Annotated in this window: 13 protein-coding genes and 1 pseudogene; 4 read left to right on the top strand and 10 right to left on the bottom strand. The window is 40.2% G+C overall.

Annotated features, from left to right (window positions below):
* Positions 1-57 precede the first annotated feature (57 nt).
* Positions 58-780, bottom strand: a complete 723-nt coding sequence (locus tag ED605_RS13010) for a hypothetical protein (protein ID WP_225419145.1) — start codon at positions 778-780, stop codon at positions 58-60.
* Between the two features lie 148 nt (positions 781-928).
* Between ED605_RS13010 and ED605_RS13005 the strand changes: the two genes are divergently transcribed.
* Positions 929-1,483, top strand: coding sequence for a restriction endonuclease subunit S domain-containing protein (locus ED605_RS13005; RefSeq protein WP_191981383.1), 555 nt, complete (start codon positions 929-931; stop codon positions 1,481-1,483).
* A gap of 194 nt (positions 1,484-1,677) precedes the next feature.
* Here the strand turns inward: ED605_RS13005 and ED605_RS13000 are convergent, their stop codons facing one another.
* From ED605_RS13000 to ED605_RS12980, 5 genes and pseudogenes are all read right to left on the bottom strand, one after another.
* Positions 1,678-2,613 carry a DUF5655 domain-containing protein gene (locus tag ED605_RS13000; RefSeq protein WP_121979323.1) on the bottom strand — a complete coding sequence of 312 codons (936 nt, stop codon included), beginning with the start codon at positions 2,611-2,613 and terminating at the stop codon, positions 1,678-1,680.
* 143 nt (positions 2,614-2,756) lie between these two features.
* On the bottom strand, positions 2,757-3,974 hold the full coding sequence (locus ED605_RS12995; RefSeq protein WP_121979322.1) for a restriction endonuclease subunit S domain-containing protein: 1,218 nt from the start codon (positions 3,972-3,974) through the stop codon (positions 2,757-2,759).
* A complete protein-coding gene (locus ED605_RS12990) occupies positions 3,967-5,622 on the bottom strand; it encodes a type I restriction-modification system subunit M (RefSeq protein WP_121979321.1) in 1,656 nt (551 codons plus the stop codon). The genes ED605_RS12995 and ED605_RS12990 overlap by 8 nt, the downstream gene beginning before the upstream one ends.
* Before the next feature lie 15 nt (positions 5,623-5,637).
* Positions 5,638-8,733 carry a type I restriction endonuclease subunit R gene (locus ED605_RS12985; protein ID WP_121979320.1) on the bottom strand — a complete coding sequence of 1,032 codons (3,096 nt, stop codon included), beginning with the start codon at positions 8,731-8,733 and terminating at the stop codon, positions 5,638-5,640.
* A 143-nt stretch (positions 8,734-8,876) separates the two neighbouring features.
* Positions 8,877-10,202: pseudogene (locus ED605_RS12980) on the bottom strand (MFS transporter).
* A 932-nt stretch (positions 10,203-11,134) separates the two neighbouring features.
* Here ED605_RS12980 and ED605_RS15120 point away from each other — a divergent pair.
* Together ED605_RS15120 and ED605_RS12970 are read left to right on the top strand one after the other, a co-directional pair.
* Positions 11,135-11,395 carry a DUF6568 family protein gene (locus ED605_RS15120; protein WP_503100503.1) on the top strand — a complete coding sequence of 87 codons (261 nt, stop codon included), beginning with the start codon at positions 11,135-11,137 and terminating at the stop codon, positions 11,393-11,395.
* Positions 11,396-12,561: 1,166 nt separating this feature from the next.
* Positions 12,562-13,974 carry a putative glycosyltransferase family protein gene (locus ED605_RS12970; RefSeq protein ID WP_225419144.1) on the top strand — a complete coding sequence of 471 codons (1,413 nt, stop codon included), beginning with the start codon at positions 12,562-12,564 and terminating at the stop codon, positions 13,972-13,974.
* Between the two features lie 1,105 nt (positions 13,975-15,079).
* Here ED605_RS12970 and ED605_RS12965 read toward each other — a convergent pair.
* Positions 15,080-15,907: an aldo/keto reductase gene (locus ED605_RS12965; protein WP_121979318.1), complete on the bottom strand. Its 828-nt coding sequence runs from the start codon at positions 15,905-15,907 to the stop codon at positions 15,080-15,082.
* Between the two features lie 207 nt (positions 15,908-16,114).
* Here ED605_RS12965 and ED605_RS12960 point away from each other — a divergent pair, with 207 nt between their 5' ends.
* Positions 16,115-18,331: an alpha-galactosidase gene (locus ED605_RS12960; protein WP_191981382.1), complete on the top strand. Its 2,217-nt coding sequence runs from the start codon at positions 16,115-16,117 to the stop codon at positions 18,329-18,331.
* Positions 18,332-18,422: 91 nt separating this feature from the next.
* Here the strand turns inward: ED605_RS12960 and ED605_RS12955 are convergent, their stop codons facing one another.
* The 3 genes from ED605_RS12955 to ED605_RS12945 all read right to left on the bottom strand — a co-directional run bounded on the left by ED605_RS12955 (position 18,423) and on the right by ED605_RS12945 (position 21,018).
* Positions 18,423-19,736 carry an S-layer protein gene (locus tag ED605_RS12955; protein WP_225419143.1) on the bottom strand — a complete coding sequence of 438 codons (1,314 nt, stop codon included), beginning with the start codon at positions 19,734-19,736 and terminating at the stop codon, positions 18,423-18,425.
* Between the two features lie 115 nt (positions 19,737-19,851).
* Positions 19,852-20,313 (bottom strand): hypothetical protein, encoded by a 462-nt coding sequence (locus ED605_RS12950; RefSeq protein WP_121979316.1) that lies wholly within the window; start codon positions 20,311-20,313, stop codon positions 19,852-19,854.
* Positions 20,314-20,556: 243 nt separating this feature from the next.
* Positions 20,557-21,018, bottom strand: coding sequence for a hypothetical protein (locus tag ED605_RS12945; protein ID WP_121979315.1), 462 nt, complete (start codon positions 21,016-21,018; stop codon positions 20,557-20,559).
* Positions 21,019-21,188: the final 170 nt, after the last annotated feature.

The following is a 21,188-nucleotide window of genomic DNA, read 5'->3' as shown; positions in this document are numbered from 1 at the left end:
AAACAGGTAAAGTACTCTAAAAAGCCAATTTAAACTCTATCAATTTTCGATCGACACTTACCGCATCCAGCGTCCTATAACGTAACCATCATCAAAGCTGCTGTCATCATCACCTCCTGATGGCGGTAACTTATAAAACCAACGAATAATCAGAGCAATTATTAAAATAACAATCGGAATCATGATAATCGTGATGATGGTTCCCCAGCTAATTCCTGGATTAATCGTTTTAACGCCAGCCACATGTTTATTAATAAATGGTGCAAAGCGACTAAAGTATTGATAAATCACACCTTCATCGGCAATTCTATTGGATAGTCCTCTATGTAGTTGCCAATCCTGAAAGTCGGATGCTGCCGCTGCCAGGTCATCACTCTTGATCACTTTAACCTGAGTCCCCTTACCAGGATAGGCTACTAATAAGGAAATATTTCGATGGAGTTCCTGTGTTTTTGTATCTATTTCAGTTTCCCAATCATAATCACCATTTTTAGGTGTAACTTTTTTGGCGATGGACCTTAATAGATCATCTCCCAAGTCTTCGATATCTGCTGGCCGCTTTTTAAGCGTGTAAACCCAAAGTTGCGGTCGATTCCTTTTATGTTCCCATCGTTGGTTCTGCAGAATAATTTTCTGCTTTTGAGCCGGCATCAGCAAATGCAACTGGTCTTGAATCATGTAAGGTTGAAAATTAGTGGCTGCTTGAACACGATAACTGCCAATAACGAATAACAAAACAGCCACAAAAATCATAACAAGAAATTGCTTAGTTGCTTTCATAAGCACGCCTCTTTTGAGTTAAGAAATAAATGATGCAGTCAATATCTGATTCTATTGAACGCCTATTAGTAAAAAATAGTGATGCTTGTCAAGAATGAAGTCTATTCTCATAAATGGCTATTTCTAATGCGCTTGGGAACAGCGTAAGTTGGGGGATGTTTCAAAAAAGGTGAATGAAAAAAATACAGAGAATACTTATTCGGACACTTTAACAAATTCTGCTGAGTTTGGAATTATTAATCAACGGGACTTTTTTGATAAAGATATTTCAAATTCAAAAAAGCTTAGCGGTTATTACATTGTTAGACCAGACGACTTTGTTTATAATCCACGGATTTCTAATCATGCACCTGTTGGACCTATTCGAAAGAATAATTTAGGAAAAGCAGGCGTTATGTCTCCTCTATACTATATTTTTCGAGTGCATGGTATTAGCATTACTTTCCTTGAGCAATACTTTTTCACTGATCTCTGGAGACATTTTATGATCCAAAACGGTGATTCAGGTGCGAGATCTGACAGATTTGCAATTAAGGATTCGGTATTCCAAACCTTGCCACTACCCTATCCAAGTTATGATGAACAATTATTGATCGGCCGTTTTCTATTAAAAAATGATCATCTTATCGCTGCCAATCCGCGACAAGCAAACAATTACAAAATAGATAATTACGAACTATCCATTCGACTAAAAAAGGAATGATTATTCAATCCGAAGACATTTACAATAATTCAGCCATCAGTCCATACCTGTTACTTCCGAATAATATGCAATACTCAAGATAAAAATAGTCAAACAAGACTCCAATCCCAAAGTTAATGATACAACAGCACTTTTCGTAAATCCGAACGCTTAAACCAAACGTAATGACTTAGTGAAATCCGGTTTCAGTCACTTTAATCTAACTTCGACTTATTCACCCAGGCCTGTTTAATAAGGCTTAACAGATATTCTAATTTAGCATCATCTCTGATACTTACTTCATAGTCACCATTTCCCCAATGCCCAATCTGACTAACATCACGAGTTAGCTTCAATGGATCTGTAAGCTCACCTTTTGAACAATTAATGCATATTTTTAGTTGCTTCTTTTGGACGTGCATATCAGTAAAACTATGCTTTCGAATTCGGAAGCCAATATATTTCTTAAGAGGTTTCACTTCAATTGCATTATCCCAATCCAAAATCGACTCTTTAATTTTTTGATATAGCTTCTGAACTTCTTCAGAACCATTACTTAATTGATCTTCTTCAGTATACGGTGTAAGTGTTGAAGCAACTTTGTCGCCGTCCTTTGCATTACTAACCACGACTTGCGTATGTGCAGTCTGTGAGAAATTACTCTTTTCAATTTTGTTTACCGTCACAAAATCGTTTGCGTACTTGTTGATTTCATATAATTCTATTGGCAACTTTGGATTATTAACGGCGTCTTTTTGATACTGAGTGAACCCCTTTGCCACAAAGATTACTTTGGTTTGCGACCAATCAAAATAATCTTCAGCTTTATTCAAATCATAAAAATGATTATAAAGCAAAATAAAGTCGGCTTTATGATTCATTAAGGTATTCAGATACGAGTATCCTTGGTCAATCACACTTGACCGGGTCATATTCTTATATTCCAGGATAACAAACGCTTTCAGTTCTGCATCAAACGCTACTGTATCAAGTCGATAATTGCCAACCGTAAACTCTGCAGCAAGAAACGCATCCCCAAAAAGTTGATCCAGATTATCCTGAACAATATTCTGCATCACTCGTTCAATTGCAAAATCTTCAGGCTTAACACTTTTTAATCGCTGACCATCAATTAATTTATAAAGATCCACTGGTAGCTCTCCTCTTTACATAAAAACATGTGACAACTCAATAAAAACATATCGATACTAACTCTCTCCAAAATCAGTCGTTAATGTGACTATCACTGATTAGCAGTGACAGGACCATTCTCAAGTTAAGAATTTAAACGAATTTAAACGAACATATTCTGCATCAAATACTTCTTGACTTTCTTTAACTGATCAAGCCGTCGTTGATTGGCAGCGATAACTTTATTCGTATGTTTTAACAAATTTCCTATTTTCCCTTGTTCAAAGTTACTTCTTGGAATTATTAATTTCGTATCAAAAAAGTCTTGAGGAGAAATATTCAAAAGGCCGTGATTTCTTGCACCTTCTGTTGCTTTTGCTGAAACTTCCTTATACCAAAAAGAGGAGTCATAATATGCTACAAGAAAATCTGATACAACTTTAAGTGGCTTAAAAACGATATAAAGTGTTGACAATGCACCTTCAGAATACAAATCAAGCCTTTTTATAGTTCCCCAAGGATAATCATTTGAATAGCTCTTGTTATAAGCAAATTCACCCTTTCTTACCAAGAAATAGTTCTTCATATTTTTACTTGCAACCTGTTTACTGAAAAAGGATCGTTGATCAACTAACCCAAACTGAGCAGAAATCGTTAGTGGTAATTTTGATTGAAGATTTTTGTTTTTTCTAGTAACTTTATCTACTACATCTCCCAGCTTACGCTGTTCCCAAGGGTCATTAAATCCCTTGAACCGCCACTCTTGGCTAAAAATCTTTTGCATCAGTAACTTTTTTAGCTTCTTTAACTGTTCAAGTTTACTCTGATTGGCAGCGATAAGATTATCAGCTAACGAGAGAAGACTTCCAATCTTCTCTTGCTCATCCTTTACTGGAAAATTTAACTTGATTCCGAAGAATGCATTTTTACTTATATTTAATAATCCATCCATGCGTGCACCAGAGGTTACAAGCTTTCGGAGCTCCTGATCTGGTATCTTGGAAGAAAAAAGATAGTCTATAAACGTACCACTAGACAGGTTATTAACTTTGAAACTGTGATAAACTTTCGGGACCAAAGCTTCATTGTATGCATGAAGCTCAAATACTGCACCAAATTTAGCAAGCTTGGAATTACCATGATTATACGAGAGTTGTCCACGCTTCAACAAAGTATAGTTTTTTAGTTCTTTGCCAGCGATCACTTGAGAAAAACGACTCTTTTGATCCATCCAACCATGTCCTGCAGATATTGTTAAAATTGGTAAGTTTGTTCTCCCGTCATTTCCAGAAATTCCTTCGGTGACATCTCCCAACTTACGCTGTTCCCAAGGGTCATCAAACCCCTTAAACCTGATTTTAGGTTGATTTTCTTCACTCATTTTTAAACAACTCCTTAATCTTAGCAAGCTGCTGTTGAGCGACAGGGTTCTTGCCTTCAAGATCATTCAGCATTGGCGAAAATTCAGACTCCAATTTGCTAATTTGTTCGTCTGTATTCTTAATATCCGAAACCAACTTGTCAACGTCAACTGGTGGTTCTGGTTCAAACGTATCTACATATCTTGGAATGTTGAGATTAAATTCGTTTTCCTTGATTTCGTCCATGGTGGCAACATGGGCGTACTTATCAACGTCTTGGCGCTTTTGATAAGTTGAAACAATCTTATCAATATCCTGAGCACGCAGATGGTTTTGATTTTTCCCCTTTTCAAAATCACGACTGGCATCAATAAACAAGACGTCATCGGTTTGTCGCTGCTTTTTCAAAACCATGATAATCGTTGGAATCCCCGTCGAATAAAACAATCCGGCAGGCATCCCGATAATGGCATCAATCTGATGCTTTTCCAACAAGGCTTGACGAATTTTACCTTCCTTGGCACCTCGAAAGAGCACACCATGTGGCAAAACAATTGCCATTGTGCCCGCATTGTTAACGTGATAGAGGCCATCTAATAAGAAAGCAAAATCGGCCTTCGATTTAGGTGCCAAGCCATACTCCTTAAATCGCACGTCCTTCATCTTGCTGTCCTGATTATCCCAATGAGCAGAATACGGTGGGTTTTCGACCACTGCATCAAAACTACGTGGGTGATCGATTCCTTGAGCATCCACTCCATCCGGCCAATCCATCTCAAGTGAGTCCGCATTTCGTAACGTCATATTCTGATAAGAGACCCCATGCATCATCAAATTCATTCTCGCCAAGTTATATGTCGTCGTATTCAATTCCTGTCCATGAAAGTGAACCCGTCCCGACTGATAACCACCCGGCACTTCTGAACCAACCGTTAATAGCAGAGAACCCGATCCCATCGCCGGATCAAATACCGTGAACTGTTCGTTATCCTTCTGTAAATGCAACGTCACCAACTTTGCTAATACCTGTGAGACTTCGTGTGGCGTATAGAATTCACCCGCTTTCTTGCCGGAGTTCCCAGCAAATTGGGCAATTAAATACTCATACACATCGCCAAGAATATCGTGACCATTTTCATCGTTATAATCGAAGGTATTAATCATTGTCACAATGTTACTCAGCGCCTTACCACGAGCAGCTGTTGAGTTACCCAGTCGGCTATTGCCTAAATTAATGTCAGTAAAAATGCCCCGAAAGTCAGCCCGAGAATTAGGATTTAACAATGCATTCTTTTCAAAGTTATCAAACATATCTTGAAAGTCGGAAGTTCGAATCTCGTCCTGTTCCACTTTGTTAACGATAGTGGCCCAAGTGCTCTCAGGTGGCATTGCATAGCCTAAAGAACCAGCAATATCTTCAAGATAATCGTTTAGATCATCCCCGCTGGCTTCCCTTAAATAAGCGTCATTGACCGATTCACCTACCTGGATGTCCAATAAATCCTGAGCCTTCAAATAAGCTTCTTGATTTTCAGAAAGGTACCGATAAAACAAAAAGCCTAAAATATAATTTCGAAATTCACTTGCGTCCATATTTCCTCGCAGCTCATTTGCCATTGCCCAGAGCTGATTGGTAATATCTCTTGCTGTATTTTTAGTTTCCGCCATCTTTTGTCTTTCCCCTTAAAAGTTACGTTTTAATTGATCAGCAAATGCTGTGAAAGCTTGCCGTAAATGATTACGATACTTGAGTTTGTGCAAAGTTCGCACGTTAGGATCCTCAGCATCCGTTTCATAATAGCCTTGAGCTTCGTGAATAATATTATTCAGCTCACCCATCTGGTTTAAATCATCTGCCCCAAGTGTGTGATGTAGCAACAAGCCATTAATTTGTTTGGTTGATGGAATATCGACTAACCCCCATCGCTTTTTAAATGCCAGAATTTGCATCCGCTTTCGATTATTAGCATGATCAAGAATTAACTGCTTAACATCCTCTGTTTGTACAGGATAAGTGGCAACTTCTGTATTACCTTCATATAAGTCTTGATTAAAATGCTTAACCTGTTGTCGATAATGTTCATCCGGAATTTGATCCGCAATCTGATCAACCGTTCCCCTGGTCTTTGCAGCATCTTCCATTTGATGCTCATGAACCTGATTAGCCAATTGAGCAATTAATTCTTCCAAGTAATCGTAATTGACCTGAATGTCTTTAACATGTTCCATCCGAAGATCCAAATCGCCGACACTTAAATGTTGCTTCTTGGCAATCCGATCTTTCAATTCATTTGCAAAAGTCGTTGTTAATAATTCTTCATGATCAGGTGTCATGCCAACTTCTTTTAATAACTTCTCCGGATGATCACTGTCGTATCGATCATCCTGCTTTAATTGAGCCATTGTTCGATTATATGTTTGCAATTGACTATATAACTCATCTTGAGAATTTTCACTTTTAGGAACCGCTTCAAAATCATTAGTTAAATCACTAATCGTTGTCACCGTTTTTGAAAGATCCTTTTGAAGATCCTCAAAAGTTTTAGCTAAAATGGTACCATCGTTTGGCAAATCCAAAGTGGTTTGAACATTTGCAGAGTCCGGATTAGCGTAAACTGCTAATGCTTCCTTCATTAGCTTTTCAGTCTGCTTCGGCCATCGATAATTGACAATTCTACCCCACGGTTTGGATTGCATATCAACAACTCGATTAGTTCTTGAATAAGCTTGAATTAAACTGGCACCTTTTAATGTTCGATCAACGTAAAGCGTGTTTAACTCCGGTGCATTGAAGCCCGTCAGCAATTGGTCAATGACAATTACCAGGTCAAGATATTTTCCATCATCAGCTGTTCGACTCAACCGATCCACCACATCCTGTGTATAGTCGCCCATGTTTGTATCGTCAAAAGATGTGCCGAATAAATGATTATAATGATCAACTGCTTCTCGAAGATCTTTATTTGCCTGTAATTGGTGATCGCCATTATTAGTTGACTGGCTAAAAGTAATTGCAATTTTCAACGGTTTTGCCAAATGCTTATTTTGCGCAAGAAATTCTCGATAATACATCATCGCCATAGGAGTAGAGGCCTTACCGCCACCAACATGAGTTGTGAATAGTGCATTATAACGATACTCTGATGATCTGTTCTGCCATTTCGATAAGATATCTTTTACAACCAGATAAACATGCTTTTGATTCATATCATAGACGCTTGGAACAATGGCATCATCCATATCTTCAGGCGTGATATTTTCAATTCGATGTTCAATTTGTTCTGAAGACCAATTTGGATATCGAAACTTAAAATACCGTGGTAAATACTGCTTTCGCAACGTTTCATCAGATAAGGTTGTCTCAAAATCAACCTTAAATCCTAAAACATTTTTATCAGCGATTGCATCCCGAATAGTGTATGCATGAATCAAATCACCAAAGATGTCACGAGTCGTGGGGCCATCATCTTCATCAAATCGTGGTGTCCCGGTATATCCAATCCAAGCCGATTTCTTAAACGCTTTTTTAATTCGCTGCAACATATCGCCAGACGTTGATCGGTGGGCTTCGTCGACAATAAATACTACTCGCCGCTCAAACGGATTATGGTGCTGGCGAACCAAACCATCCATTTTTTGAATGGACGTCACAATAATCCCAGTTCCTTTTTTCTTTAGTTTAGCCAGTAAAGCTCGTTTATTAGCCGTATCCTCAACAATGCCGCCTTTAGTACTTTCCTGATCTGTCCCAGGATCATAAGCACTGTACTCATCATAAGTCTGATTTGTGAGTGCAATTCGATCAACCAGAAACACGACTTTATCAACATTAGGAAGCCGTGAAGCCAGCCACGCTGCTTTAAACGAGCTGATGGTTTTACCCGAGCCAGTTGTGTGCCAGACATAACCAATCTCTTTATCATCGACACCAAATTGGTGAATCCGCAGCTTATCCATTATCCGTCTTGTTGCATAAACCTGATAAGGCCGCATCACTTTAATCATTTGTTTATTTGGTGTTCCATCCAAAATCATATAGTTGGTGGCCATTTGGTGAGCCATCGGAATGGATAGCACCGCATTTGTAAATTCCTGCCAGTCATGAACTGGTACGTTGTCTTTTTCACGTTGCCACCTAAAAGTAAAGTCCATATTAAATTGATGCTCCGTTGCATTTGCCATGTAGCGAATGTCATGGGGCGTCATGCCGACTAGAATTTGCAAAGTCGCAAAAATTCCCGTGTATTGTTGCTCAGATATGTACTGTTTCATCTGGTTCAACGCTTCTTTAGCATCTTTTCCGTCGGCTTTTTCTTCAATTTGGATAATTGGCAAGCCATTAATGAGCAATGTGGTGTCAAATCGACGTTTCTTTCGGCCAGCTAAAACCGGTGCCCGCTCAATTTGATTCACAACTTGATAAACAGTATCTCCAGCGCCAATTTGGTCCTGATCAAACACCGTTAGATAAACGTGACGACCATCATCCAAATCCAACTCAATTTCAGATTTTCCATTTAACCCATACAAAAATTGGCCAGCTTGATAAGGTGTTCTCAAATTGTTAATTTCACGTTTAACTTGAGCAAATTCGGTTTTAGAAAGCGGTTGAGATAGTTTATCGGGATTATTCAGTTCCAAAATATGTCTGAAATTTGCCCAAAGCTGCTCCGTTGTCTTAACGTTTGGCAAATACTGCCATTGCTTAGTGCCACCAATTCTTGTTAAAAAATGAATCAGCTCATCCTCAAAAGCTAATTCGTGAGTTTCTACAACCATTCTTCCCGACCCCCTGCTAATTCTAATCACAGAATAACTTATGTTAATTTTATCATAATAAAAGCTTAAATACCGAATCACTGTAATAAAAAAACAGCTAATTTTCGTAGCTGTCCATGTTTATCTGGTTAAATTTATCAATCCTATCCTTTAATCTCATCCAATATCTGCTGCTCATTATACAGCCGCATCACAAAGTACATCCCTGCATAGATCGCCAATGGCAGCCAAACGTAATTGACGTTAATCATGGTAATCGTCGCGGCGTTCTGTTGATGATTGGCAACGTAACCGGAAAGGTGAAAGAGGCCGGCGGTAATCAAACCACCGATTCCCAGGCCAAAGTTAACACCAAAGTCATCGGTTGAAGCGAGAATACCTTCAGCTTGAACGCCCATGCTGACGCCATAACGAATGGTATCGGCAATCATAATTGATACCAGCCCAATAATAATCCCGTTACCAATTGAATTGATGAAAATCCCGCCAAATAACGTCGGCACCTGATTGAGGTAGACGCCTAGTGCAATCACAATTTGGCCGACAAATGCCACTAAAATCCCACTCATCATGGTTCGCTTTTTACTCTGGGTTTCCGTGATCCGCATAATCAATAGGACCCCAATCAATGACGTAAAGGTGAAACTATTGGCCAATGGAACCAGATTTTCATTTCCCATCACGTACTTGAAATAGTAAATGGTGGTTTGATTCTTGATTGACGTTACCAACCAATACATAAAGATTGAAACTGAGATAATGATCCAAGGCTGATTACGTCGAACCATTGCCAAAACTTATTTTAACGGTTGATGGGCAATCTCTGGGTTAGCATAACGCTCACGAACATGAACGAACGTGTTCAAAATCAAAAACAATGAGATGATACCAAATAAGATAATCGTTCCTAAAAAGCCGGTTCGCTGATCGCCTTTACCAAACAAAGCGACTAATGGCAGAGTGAACACGGCCACAATAATCTGAACCAAACTGCCAAAGAATTGACGAATTACCCCCAACAAAGTTAGTTCGCGAGAGTTCCGTGACAGTGTTGGTAAAATTGAAGTAATCGGCAGATTAACGGCAGTGTACAGGAAGCCGAGTCCCAGGTACGTAAAATATGCCCAGGCAATTTTCCCGCCATATGAAAAGTTCGGTGTAATGAATGTCAAAATTGCAAAAATAACGTATGGAAATGCGTACCACAAAAAGAAAGGCCGACTTTTGCCAAATCTGGAATGAGTGTGGTCAATCATCACACCAATCACAAAACTTTCAACAACGTCTGCCACTCGTGCAACAATAAATAGAATTGCAGCTGCACTGGCACTTAATCCGTAAACGTCGGTATAGAAGAAGAGTAAATAGGTTGTCATCATTTGAAACACTAAATTGTCAGCCGCATCACTTAACCCATAGCTGATGCGCTCGGGCCAGCGGGTTGCCCATCTAGTATTCGAGCTTGCCATTTAACCACCTGATTTCTTTTAGATTGTTAGCATTTCTCTTGTTAACAACCATTTTAGGCGCTTAAGTATGGCTTTGGCAATTAATTATTGTAAAAGTTGGCAAAAATAGATCATATTCACGACATCTTAATGATGTGATGAATATGATTTTTTTAGGCTTCCTTTAAGGTTCTTTAATAACGCGTGGTGCTAGGGCCACCAATCAAGCATTTTCATTTTCAAAGTAAAATTAATTTTTCTTAGTGCTTTCGTGGCAGCTGATTAAATGGTGGTTATCTCATTCAATAAGATAAATTAAGAAATGGTTTTGTGATAATTAAAAAAGAATTATAAAATTCCTAAAATGTATTGATATAATCAGGGGGTATCTGATAAGATTAAATCACACCAAAAAGAGGAACATTAGCGCAGATTTATATGGAGCGCTAGTAGCTGGAGGATTGGAAGAGCTCATTGAAAAAAGCCTGGGAAGAAGCAACTAAACTAATTGTTCAAGAAGGTATTGGCAGTTTGAGCGTTTACGCACTCGTTGCCGAATTATCTTGGATGGCGATTAAATGTAGTTAAGTCAACCAATTGAGAAGGGGGTGATTGATAGATGAAGGAATTTTTTCTATCACATGTAAGACTGAGCATCTGGCTACTTGGAATTGCGTTTACCTTTTCCTCTGTTATTTTTTCTTGGAACTTAAACTATTTCAGTTTTATTTGCGTATTTGACACTTTGTTCACTATAAAATTATTAGCTGAATGGCAAGTTTCAAAGAGAAAGCATAAGAATGATTAAGATGGGACTACGTTACGAAAAAAATATTTTTATTAACAACATTGATTTTTGCAGTTATGGTATCCTGGGTCAGTTTTTCCGATCCCCACACAACTTTAGCTGCTGAGAACAACTCGGCTTTAACGTCGTCTTCTTGCTTTAGCAGTTGGAATCAGGCAAAGAAAAATTATCAAAAAAGGCCGGACGTCTTGATAAAGTCATTTCTGGCAGCTTTAAAAATATGATTAAGCATAACGCACAAACATATGTCTACTTTGGACGCTCAACTTGCCCAGATTGTCTATTGTCTATTAACAAAATTTGGGGATATGTCAAACAGCATCATGTTAAGCATTTCTACTATTTCAATACTCAGAATACACCCAAAATAAGAAATTATAGCAAATTCGAGAGAAGTATCAGGTAAAATATGTGCCGACATTAGTTAAATTTGCAGGTCACGGAAGCAAATACAAGTTGATTAATTTTGATTGATCTTAAAATCATGGCTACATAGTGAAGATAAGCTTTGACTACCATTTTGTGAAAATTAAAAGCATGATGATCGTTAGCAGTTCAACAGTTACCACGCTCTAGAATTTTATAATACCTTATAAGTTTAAAAAAAGACCCAAGCACGTGGCTTAAGTCAATTTAGGGGGGAAGATTTTTCATTAATATTGAAGGGTTATTCATCTAAAGTTGGTTAAGAAATCGTTGGGGGAAAATAATTATTTTGAGGGGTTAATTATTATCAACTTTCTTAAAGCAGCCAATCAAGTACCGCTACACCACTTTCACCAAATAAGGGTTGCTTCCACTTCCCTTATTTGATTGTCATTATCATATCGTTTCTACCTTAACTGAAGCTTAAGCCACTTAAATTTCTTTCCAAAACTTTGTCGTAACTAGAATCCTAACTTTTGAAGAGGGGCTTACTAATGAAAATTAATCGACTCACAATTTAAACATTGCCACTGTTATCGCCCTAAAGAGATGCGTGGACGCTGCAATTCGACGATCGCCACTTAGTCAGTATCAAATATGATTCTCTATATCCTATTGCCAGTGACAACGCTACTTGGACTTTATTTAACCCATTAATCAGCAATTGAAAATCACACTTTCTCACCGTATGATAGTTATAATCAAGCAATTAGATTAGCAGTGCTCTGGTTATTTTTAGAACACCATTTTAAATTGCTTCACAAATGAGGGAGTGTGCTTTTATTGCAAAGTTTAATATCGAAGCTCCGACAGCACAAAGATTTAACTGTGACTGTCATATTCGGCGTATTATCATTTCTAGTCGTCTTGCCATTCTGGGTGACCATGCACTTATATTCCGGCCCGGACTTACAATTTCACCTTAGCCGTATTCAAGAAATATTTCTTAATCTAAAACACGGCACCTTAATCAGTCATATTGCCACCCACACTTTTAATCAGCTCGGTGATGCGGTAGTGGCGTGCTACCCGTGGGTATGGTTGTATTTATTTGCCGGATTTAAATTCATCTTTTCAGCCGTCAGTGCCATCTACTTTACATATGTTTTGATAATTCTCACAACATTGCTTCTCGCCTACTAAAGTATGAGATTAGTTGCCCAGTCCCGCAGAGTTGCATTTCTATTTGCTATTTTTTATGGTCTGACCACCTATCTGGTGATGGAGATTATCACTACCCAGTTTGGTGAATTTCTTTCCTATCCGTTCATTCCGTTGGCCTTTGCTGGTCTTTATCAAGCAATGTTCAAAGACTATCGACGCTGGTACTTATTAGTTATTGGAGTCATTGGCATTATGTACGCCCATGCACCAACCAGTTTGATTGTGATTGTTGCCCTGCTTATTTTTTACTTGATTTTCTTCACAGAACAGCCGGTTAACGAACGACTAACCCGTTTCTTCTACCTAGCCATTTCTGCGATCTACACCTTAATACTCAGCTTAATTGTCTGGGGACCATTGGCAACTTTGACGTTAAGCCAAAAGTTAATGCGACCAGAGCCACAAAATCTCTACAAAGATCCCCAAAATTTATTCACCTTATTTAATCAAAGTATTGCCAACAAAGGGATCGGCCTTATTCTATTGTTTTTCCTGATATTCGGCTTCCTTTTTCTCAAATCAATGCCTAAGGTTGGTCGTCTGGCATACTTTGGCGGAATTGCCACACTGTTTGTTTTATCAAATCTTTTCCCATGGAATCTGATTCATCATCTGCCACTTATCAGAGGTATTGAAGCTATCCAAAGTGGCCACCGGATCATGCCGGTCGTGCTCATGTTTCTCGCCGCTTTTGGTGCTTACTTCATTAATGCTAAATTCAATCACCACTGGTTGAGTGCTTGCGGGTTGTTGATCGGTTTTAGTTTCTGCCTACTCAATTCTTTCAGTTATTCAGCGCTTTATCCGATGAATGTCACAACCAGCCAAAATCCATTCGATAACCAATTCGATCGAACCAGTCAGCCAGAACTATCGTACAAAGCCACCCCCACTCATCAAATTCCCAGATCCAATCTGAATTTGCAAAATTATAAAGTTAACAATGAGGATTATAACAACCAATTTCCAACCGATAACGGCTCCGGTCGAACAGATTATTTACCGACTACTTCTGGCCACTATATTGACGAATTAGCCAATAAAGCAGCGATACTAAATGGTCAATCGTTTAAAATTGCCGCTGACAGTATCCAATCGGGAAGCAACGTCATCACCTATCATCTGCAGGTTCCAATGAAAAAAGCTACTTTCTTGGACTTACCGTTTATTCGTTATACCGGCATGAACTATACCGTTAAATTCAACGGTCATCCCTTAAAATCATCACTTTCAAAACGTGGCACCTTTAAACTACGAATTCCCAAAACAGTTAATCAGGCAACTATTAGTATCCAAAGTCACGGCACAAAGTTGGGAAGCCTGTTTTCAATGCTCTCCTTGCTGGGATGGCTGGGACTGATTGTTCTGGGGATCTTTAGGAAAAGAAGATCTTAATTGTTGGAAATCCATAAGAAAAAGCCCTGTTCGCGCAGGACTTTGAGGGAAGAGTTTATTATATTGAAGGGTATTTATCATAAAGTTAGTTAAGAAATCGTATTTTTGATTATTTGAGGGGTGAGTTTTTAAGTGCATGGGTTGCACTAAGTTACAAATTACAAGTTACAAGTTACTGGTCATCGCATCACTTCTTTCAAGATTGTGTTGGCGAGTGCTGAGTTTCAGCTCTCGAACTGAATTAACTCAGGTGATTCGCCTAAATAACTTGGGTCGCAATTGTTTAATAACAACGCCATACCACCACTCGGTATTTTTTAGTGATTGTCTTATCATATTTAAATTTAGGTCGTCTCTTTATTGCCACTGTCATTGCAATCATTCCTTTCGTTTTCATTCATCAACTTTGATTAATTGTCTGTATCATATAACTTACAGCTTAATCGAAGCTTAAATCAATTTCAGTTTGTTAATTATTTTTTTGAATTATCTCTACTTGCTTGGTCATATTTGATTGTTAATAGAATAACCGGCACAGCTTAATTGAAGCTTAAATATATTGTCTAAATTAAAAAATGGTCGGCTTGATCTCGTTAAAGAAATCAGCCGACCACTTTCAGGTTTCAAACAAAAAAGCCCTGTGCATCTGCAACAAGGCTACTTTGAGGGAAAATGTAACTAGAGTGTGTATTCGTTAGAAATTATTGGTATTAGTAATTATCTGGGGCGAGTTATTATCGGGTATCCTAACAGTACATTGCATTTCCCAAAATATTCAGAGCGGGGGTATTAAGGGTTCATCATCTTCAAATACATTTTCGCTTGGAGTAGGGTATCATCAGAAGAAATCATTTGCTTAAACACTCTGAATATTTAATATCTAAAGAATAACGGTCCTACCTTAACTCAACCTTAAAATTGGTTTTAAGCTTCAAAAAAGTTTGGTTGAAATATCTTTCCAGAGATAATTTTCAGTCTTGCAACTGCGATTAGAACCGCTACGCCAACCATAAACCTACATGTAAAGCGTCATCAGCAAATTCCAAAAGCGGGAATTAACTGATGACGCTTTACAGTCCGGTTTATCCTGGGTTGGCTCCGCGCACTACCCGAAGTCACTCCCATTCAAATCATCCAATCGCTGCATGTCATCCTGACTAATCTCAAAATTCAACTGGGTGTTATTTTTAATGTGGTTTTCATTAACCGCTTTTGGTAACGGTAACACACCATTTTGGAGTACAAATTTAATTGCTAATTGTGCCACACTAACACCATACTTATTCGCCATTGTCTGGATGTCCTCATTTTCGAACAAGGCCCCGGTTGCCAATGGCGAATAAGCCTCCACCAAAATACCGTTATCTTTGGTGAATTTCGTGATCTGCGGTTCCGTGTAGCCGGCAAAATACCGAATTTGGTTGACGGCCGGCTTGATATCCGCGGTTGCTAAAATATTTTGCAAGTCGTGAACGTTGAAGTTGGAAACGCCAATTGCCTTCACTTCACCACTTTCATAGATGTCCTGCATTGCCTGCCAGACTTCGCGGTTAGCCTGATCATAGTCTGTTGACCCTCTTTGAGCCCACGGCCACGGTGCGTGAATTAAATATAAATCCAAATACGAAAAGTCCAACGCTTTCATCGTGGATTGAAAATCTTTAATCACACCGTCATAAGTTTTAGTTTCAGCCGGCAGCTTAGAGGTCACAAACACATTTTCACGATCGACATCGGAATCAAAAATTGCCTGACCCACACTTTCCTCGTTTCGGTAGGCTTTTGCCGTATCAACATGTCGGTAACCCGCTTTTAAAGCTGCTGTTACCGCCTCATACGTTGGTTTACCTCCCGGAATCTGCCAGGTCCCAAAACCAACTTTGGGAATTTCATTACCATTATTTAACTGGTACGTTTCAGTTAAAATTGACATTACGATGCCTCCTCGGATTTCTTTGGTAATCCTATTATGGTACGGAACGATCAAAAACGCTAGAAATTAACATTAAATTAAAATCGAAATTCTACCAATCTGAGTATTGTGTTTATTGTTGAAAACGGTTACCTTAGAGATGTAACAGACATTATTCAAAGTGCCAACCGGTTATTTTCGGCACTTAATTTCGAAAGGATGGCGCAAATGACAATTCATATCAACGATGACCATTTAGTTTTTCATCTTCAAACCGATCACACCAGTTATATCTTCCGCATCATGGAAAACGGTGAAGCTGGTCAGATTTATTACGGTCGTCAAATTCACGTTCAGCCTAACTATCAAAATTTAATCACTCGGGAATGGCGAAATGACAACCCATCCCTCAGTGAAGCCGATCCCCATTTCCAACCGGGCGCCCTCAAAGCCGAATATTCAGGCCTTGGCAAAGGTGATTTTCGGCTTCCCGCCTTCCAGGTCACTCAAGAAAACGGCAGCCGAATTACCGAATTAAAGTATGACCATTATCAACTTTTAGCCGGAAAGCAGCGATTAGTCAACCTGCCGTCGACGTTCGATGATACCAACGATGATGCCCAAACATTGATTGTTTACTTTAAAGATCAGATTACTGGCCTCTTATTGGAATTAATTTATACACTCTTTCCCCATCAGGACGTGATTGTCAGAAGCACTAAGTTTACCAATCCCACGCCGGAAAAATTATTCCTCAACCGGGCGCTAAGTGCCCAACTCGATCTGCCAGATGCCAACTACGATTTTATTCAATTTTCCGGAACATGGGCTCGTGAACGGCACCTCTATCGTAATCACCTACGACCAGGCGTCCAAAGTATTGGCAGCTTACGAACCTCTTCCAGTCACCAGCAGAATCCATTCGTCATGTTGGCTCGACCAGACACCACTGATCAGCAAGGTGACGTTTTGGGGTTTAATTTAATTTACTCCGGCAACTTTTTGGACTCCGTCGAGGTTGATCAATATGCCACCAGCCGTGTTCTGATTGGGATTAATCCTGACGAATTCGGGTGGAACCTGCCGGCCAAAGCGTCATTTCAAACGCCGGAAGCCGTCTTCAGTTACACGAATGCTGGGATGAATCAACTTTCACAACAAATGGCAGCCTTCTATCAGCAACACTTAGTCAATCCACGATTTGCGCATGAAGATCGCCCAATTTTAATTAACAATTGGGAAGCAACCTATTTTAATTTCAACGAAAGTAAGTTAATGACAATTGTGAACCAAGCCCACCAGTTGGGAATCGAAATGTTTGTCCTGGATGATGGTTGGTTTGGCCACCGCGATGATGACACAACCTCGCTGGGTGATTGGTTTGTCGATCGGAAAAAATTCCCGGATGGCATTGAACACTTTAGTCAACAGGTACATGATTTAGGGATGAAATTTGGTCTCTGGTTTGAACCGGAAATGATCTCAATTGATAGTGAACTCTATCAAAAACATCCTGAGTGGATGATTCGAGCGCCCAAAGCAACCCCAAGCCCTGGGCGGCATCAATTTGTTCTTGACATGACCCGACCAGCCGTTATTGACTATCTCTATAACCTCATGAGTCACATGATTGAATCTGCTCATTTAGATTATATTAAATGGGATATGAACCGCCACATCACAGAAATGTTCAGCTCAGCTTTGGATCGCTCCCAGCAGTTGGAACTCCCACACCGTTACATTCTTGGCGTTTACCAGCTTTATGACCGACTGACCAACGCTTATCCGGACGTCCTGTTTGAATCCTGTGCTTCCGGTGGTGGCCGCTTTGACTTGGGGATGATGTATTACGCACCGCAAGCCTGGACCAGCGACGATACCGACGCCGTTGAACGATTGCTGATACAATTTGGGACATCCTATGGTTATCCGCAAACCATGATGGGCGCTCACGTTTCAGCCGTGCCAAATGATCAAACTGGTCGGATCACCTCGCTCAAGACTCGGGGTGACGTGGCTTTCTTTGGCGACTTTGGTTATGAATTGGATATCACCAAACTCACAGATGCCGAACGCGACCAAATCAAAGCGCAGGTGGCCTTCTATAAGCAATATCGCCGCCTCTTTCAATTTGAGACTTTCTATCGAATCGACAGTCCATTTACCGGCGACGGCAACGTGATTAGTTGGCAGGTAGTCAGTGCTGATCAGAAGCAGGCGATTGCCGCGCGTTACCAAATACTCAATCACGTTAACGTCCCTTACACCCGTTTCTACTTTAAAGGCTTACTGCCCGATCAACAGTATCGCGTTAACGATGATACCGAGATCTATTATGGGGATGAACTCATGCATGCCGGTTACTTTGTGCCGACCATTCTGCCGGATGGTAACTCATCCAAGGACTTTCACTCACAGCTCTTCGTTGTGAAAGCTGTTGAATAAACCGGTTCAATCAAGCCAGACACCCTATATTAAAAAACGGCCTCCAAAGATGGAAGCCGTTTTTATTAATCATTTTTTTGATGAATCCTAATTAATTTTCATCGTAATAAAGCTTAATCGTGTCACCGTATTTGATATTGGCATTTGCCTGCTTTGTTTTCGCCGCATCAAACCGCCAACTTGGTGTGAAGATTTGGCCACCGGCGTTGATTGTGTTTCCGGTTAACCCGGATAGCCGGCCACCGTTTGTAAAGATGGCGTTATCAAACAATGCCGGTTGAATCGTCGTTTGTGTTGGGCTACTGAAAATTCCCTGTTCAATCGTTGACAATTGTGGATAAGAGTTACCCTGCAACTGCGAACTTAGAATTTGATTGTTGGTTTTAGCATCGTAATAAGTCAATTGCGAGGCATATTTCTGAACGCTTTGATCCACATAAACCGTGTAGTTACTACCGACAGTCACATTAGCCACCGGATTATTCGGCTGACTCTTACTGATGGTGTAGCCAGCCGGCACATTCTTATTGGCCACATCCGTTAATTCAGTCGAGTTGGTTAATATGTCGCCTAATTTGGCACCATTCGTCAGCTTAGCGCCAGACTTCAAATCACTGCTTTGAATAATCCAGTTGTAAGTCTGACCGACCTGCTGACCGGACGCGTTCAAGTAAACAATTTGAATGCTGTTATCCTTGGTTGGCGTCGTGGTATTGGTTGATGGATTAGTCGCCGGCGCAGTTAACCCGCCAGCAAAGACCCAGCCAGTTACAGCAGAATTGTTATCATCTGTCACTTGATAGTACAGCCAGCCTTCACGGGTCTTAGTGGCAGCGCTGGTAATCGTAAAGGTATCGCCGCTCTTATAACCGCTCATATCTGCCTGCTTTGCTTTATATTGACTCCACTTTGGGTTCACCCAGAGTGAATTCTTATTAACATTCGTCAACGTATAGCCTTTGGTGACTGATGGCAAGCTTGCCGGCGTCATGGTATTGGCCGACGCAATGCCGCCGCCAAATGCGTTTGTTGAACGGCCGCCATAAATCCAGCCTCTAAGGTTGCCGTTAAACGACACCACCTTATAGTAAACTGATCCTTTATTAGTGGTAGCGACCCGATAAGCCCGGAAATACTGCTGGGAACTGTTTGAATTGCCATACTGAGCCAAAGTGGCTTTGCCAGCAACCACTCGCGCGCCCCGCAACGTACCAGCCTTTGTATATAAGGCGTTGGAACCATTTGTCGTGACGTTTCGAGTGGTTGGATCAGTTGTCAAAGTGGCATTTGATGTCACCCTGGCATAAGTCTTAGCACTTGCTTGAGTCGCCGCAAAACCAGTTGCTGCAACGAATGACAAGGCCGCTAATCCAACGTATAGTGATTTTCTTGCTTCAAATTTCATATCCAATTCTACCCCCATCAATGATCTACGTGGCACTGTTTACCACAGCTTTAATGTACCACTAACCAAAGAAAAAAGGATATTTTTGAGCTTAAACTTAAGTTAAAACTAGTGTTCAGCTTCTGAGTCGATATTCAAACCAAAGCCGATCCTCGTATGGTTTTAATGCTTTTTCCAGTTGGACTCTCACAATGTTCACCCGAAAGTCGGCCGCCAAAATAACGCCACAAATGACCAACATGGTGACCTCAATCACAACCAGTCCCCAATTTTGTTTAGCTGTCATCACCAGCCATTGCTGCAGTCCCAGAATTCCGATCATCGCCAAGGTTTTATTAGCCAGCCAGTACCAACGGTGAATTGCCCGAATCTTCTTTGTCACCAGCTTTTGAAGGTCACTGGTAAAATTAGCCGGTTTTTCAAGAGCAATCTGTAGCCCCTTCGCGTCCTTTTTCAGCAGTTCGGAAACGTAGGTGGATGATTTTCCAACCCTTCGCATTGAGAAGAAGTCACCAACCCAAAGTGCAATTAAGATATAAATTAAGATGAAGTCAGTCAGTTTTAAAAAGTCAGTCATTTTAATCCCTCCAAACTCTCGTATTTGTACCCTTGACAAGCTGTTTGTTGGCACTACTTGTCCATTTCTATCGGCATCCCCCAATGCACTTCTGATCACCCTTGATGATTTTTCCCAAAGTATACAACCATCCCTTCAAAAAGTGTAATAAGATGCCTGTGAATTTGTAGTAACCAAAAAGGCGGCCAAACGCGTTTAATACGTTAACCACCTTTTTGTTGTAAGCCCATTGAGGCCCTAACATCAACTTCGAAGTTGATACTCAAACCACAACCGGTCTTCATACGGCTTCAATGCTTTTTCAAGTTGAACCCGAACATGATTGACCCGCAAATCAGCAGCCAAAATAATGCCACAGATCACTAACATCGCCAGTTCAATTGTTACCAACCCCCAGTTTTGCTTGGCTGTGATTACCAACCACTGCTGAAGACCTAAAACAACCAGCATAACAACGTTCTTCTTGGCCAGCCAGTACCAACGGTTAATCGATGCCAGCTTCTTGTCAATTAAGGCTTGAGTCGCATCAGAAATATGTACCGGATTCTCAATTGCAATCTTCAGTGGTTCAGCATCATTCCTTAATAACTTGGAAACGGCCTCGGAAGCTTTCCCCTGCATTCTCATTGAGAAGAAATCGCCAACCCACAGTGCAATTAACAAATAAAGCAACAGGAAATCTGTAATTTTCAAAAATATTGTCATATGTATAACCCCCTGATAGTCTTCTCAGTTCTCTCTCTAAAAACCGGTGTCCTTAATCTGGCAAAATTAAGCAAGTGACTGCCATCGAATCAACGCCTGACACTCCGAAATCTAACCGCTTTGATCCACTCACTGTTTTTAGGACAGTTCCGCCAAACAATCTACTGCGT

Source organism: Lentilactobacillus raoultii (assembly GCF_900411375.1).
In the GTDB taxonomy this organism is placed as follows: domain Bacteria; phylum Bacillota; class Bacilli; order Lactobacillales; family Lactobacillaceae; genus Lentilactobacillus; species Lentilactobacillus raoultii.
The sequence above is the reverse complement of the archived record's forward strand: the minus strand, read 5'-3'. Positions and strand labels throughout refer to the sequence as shown.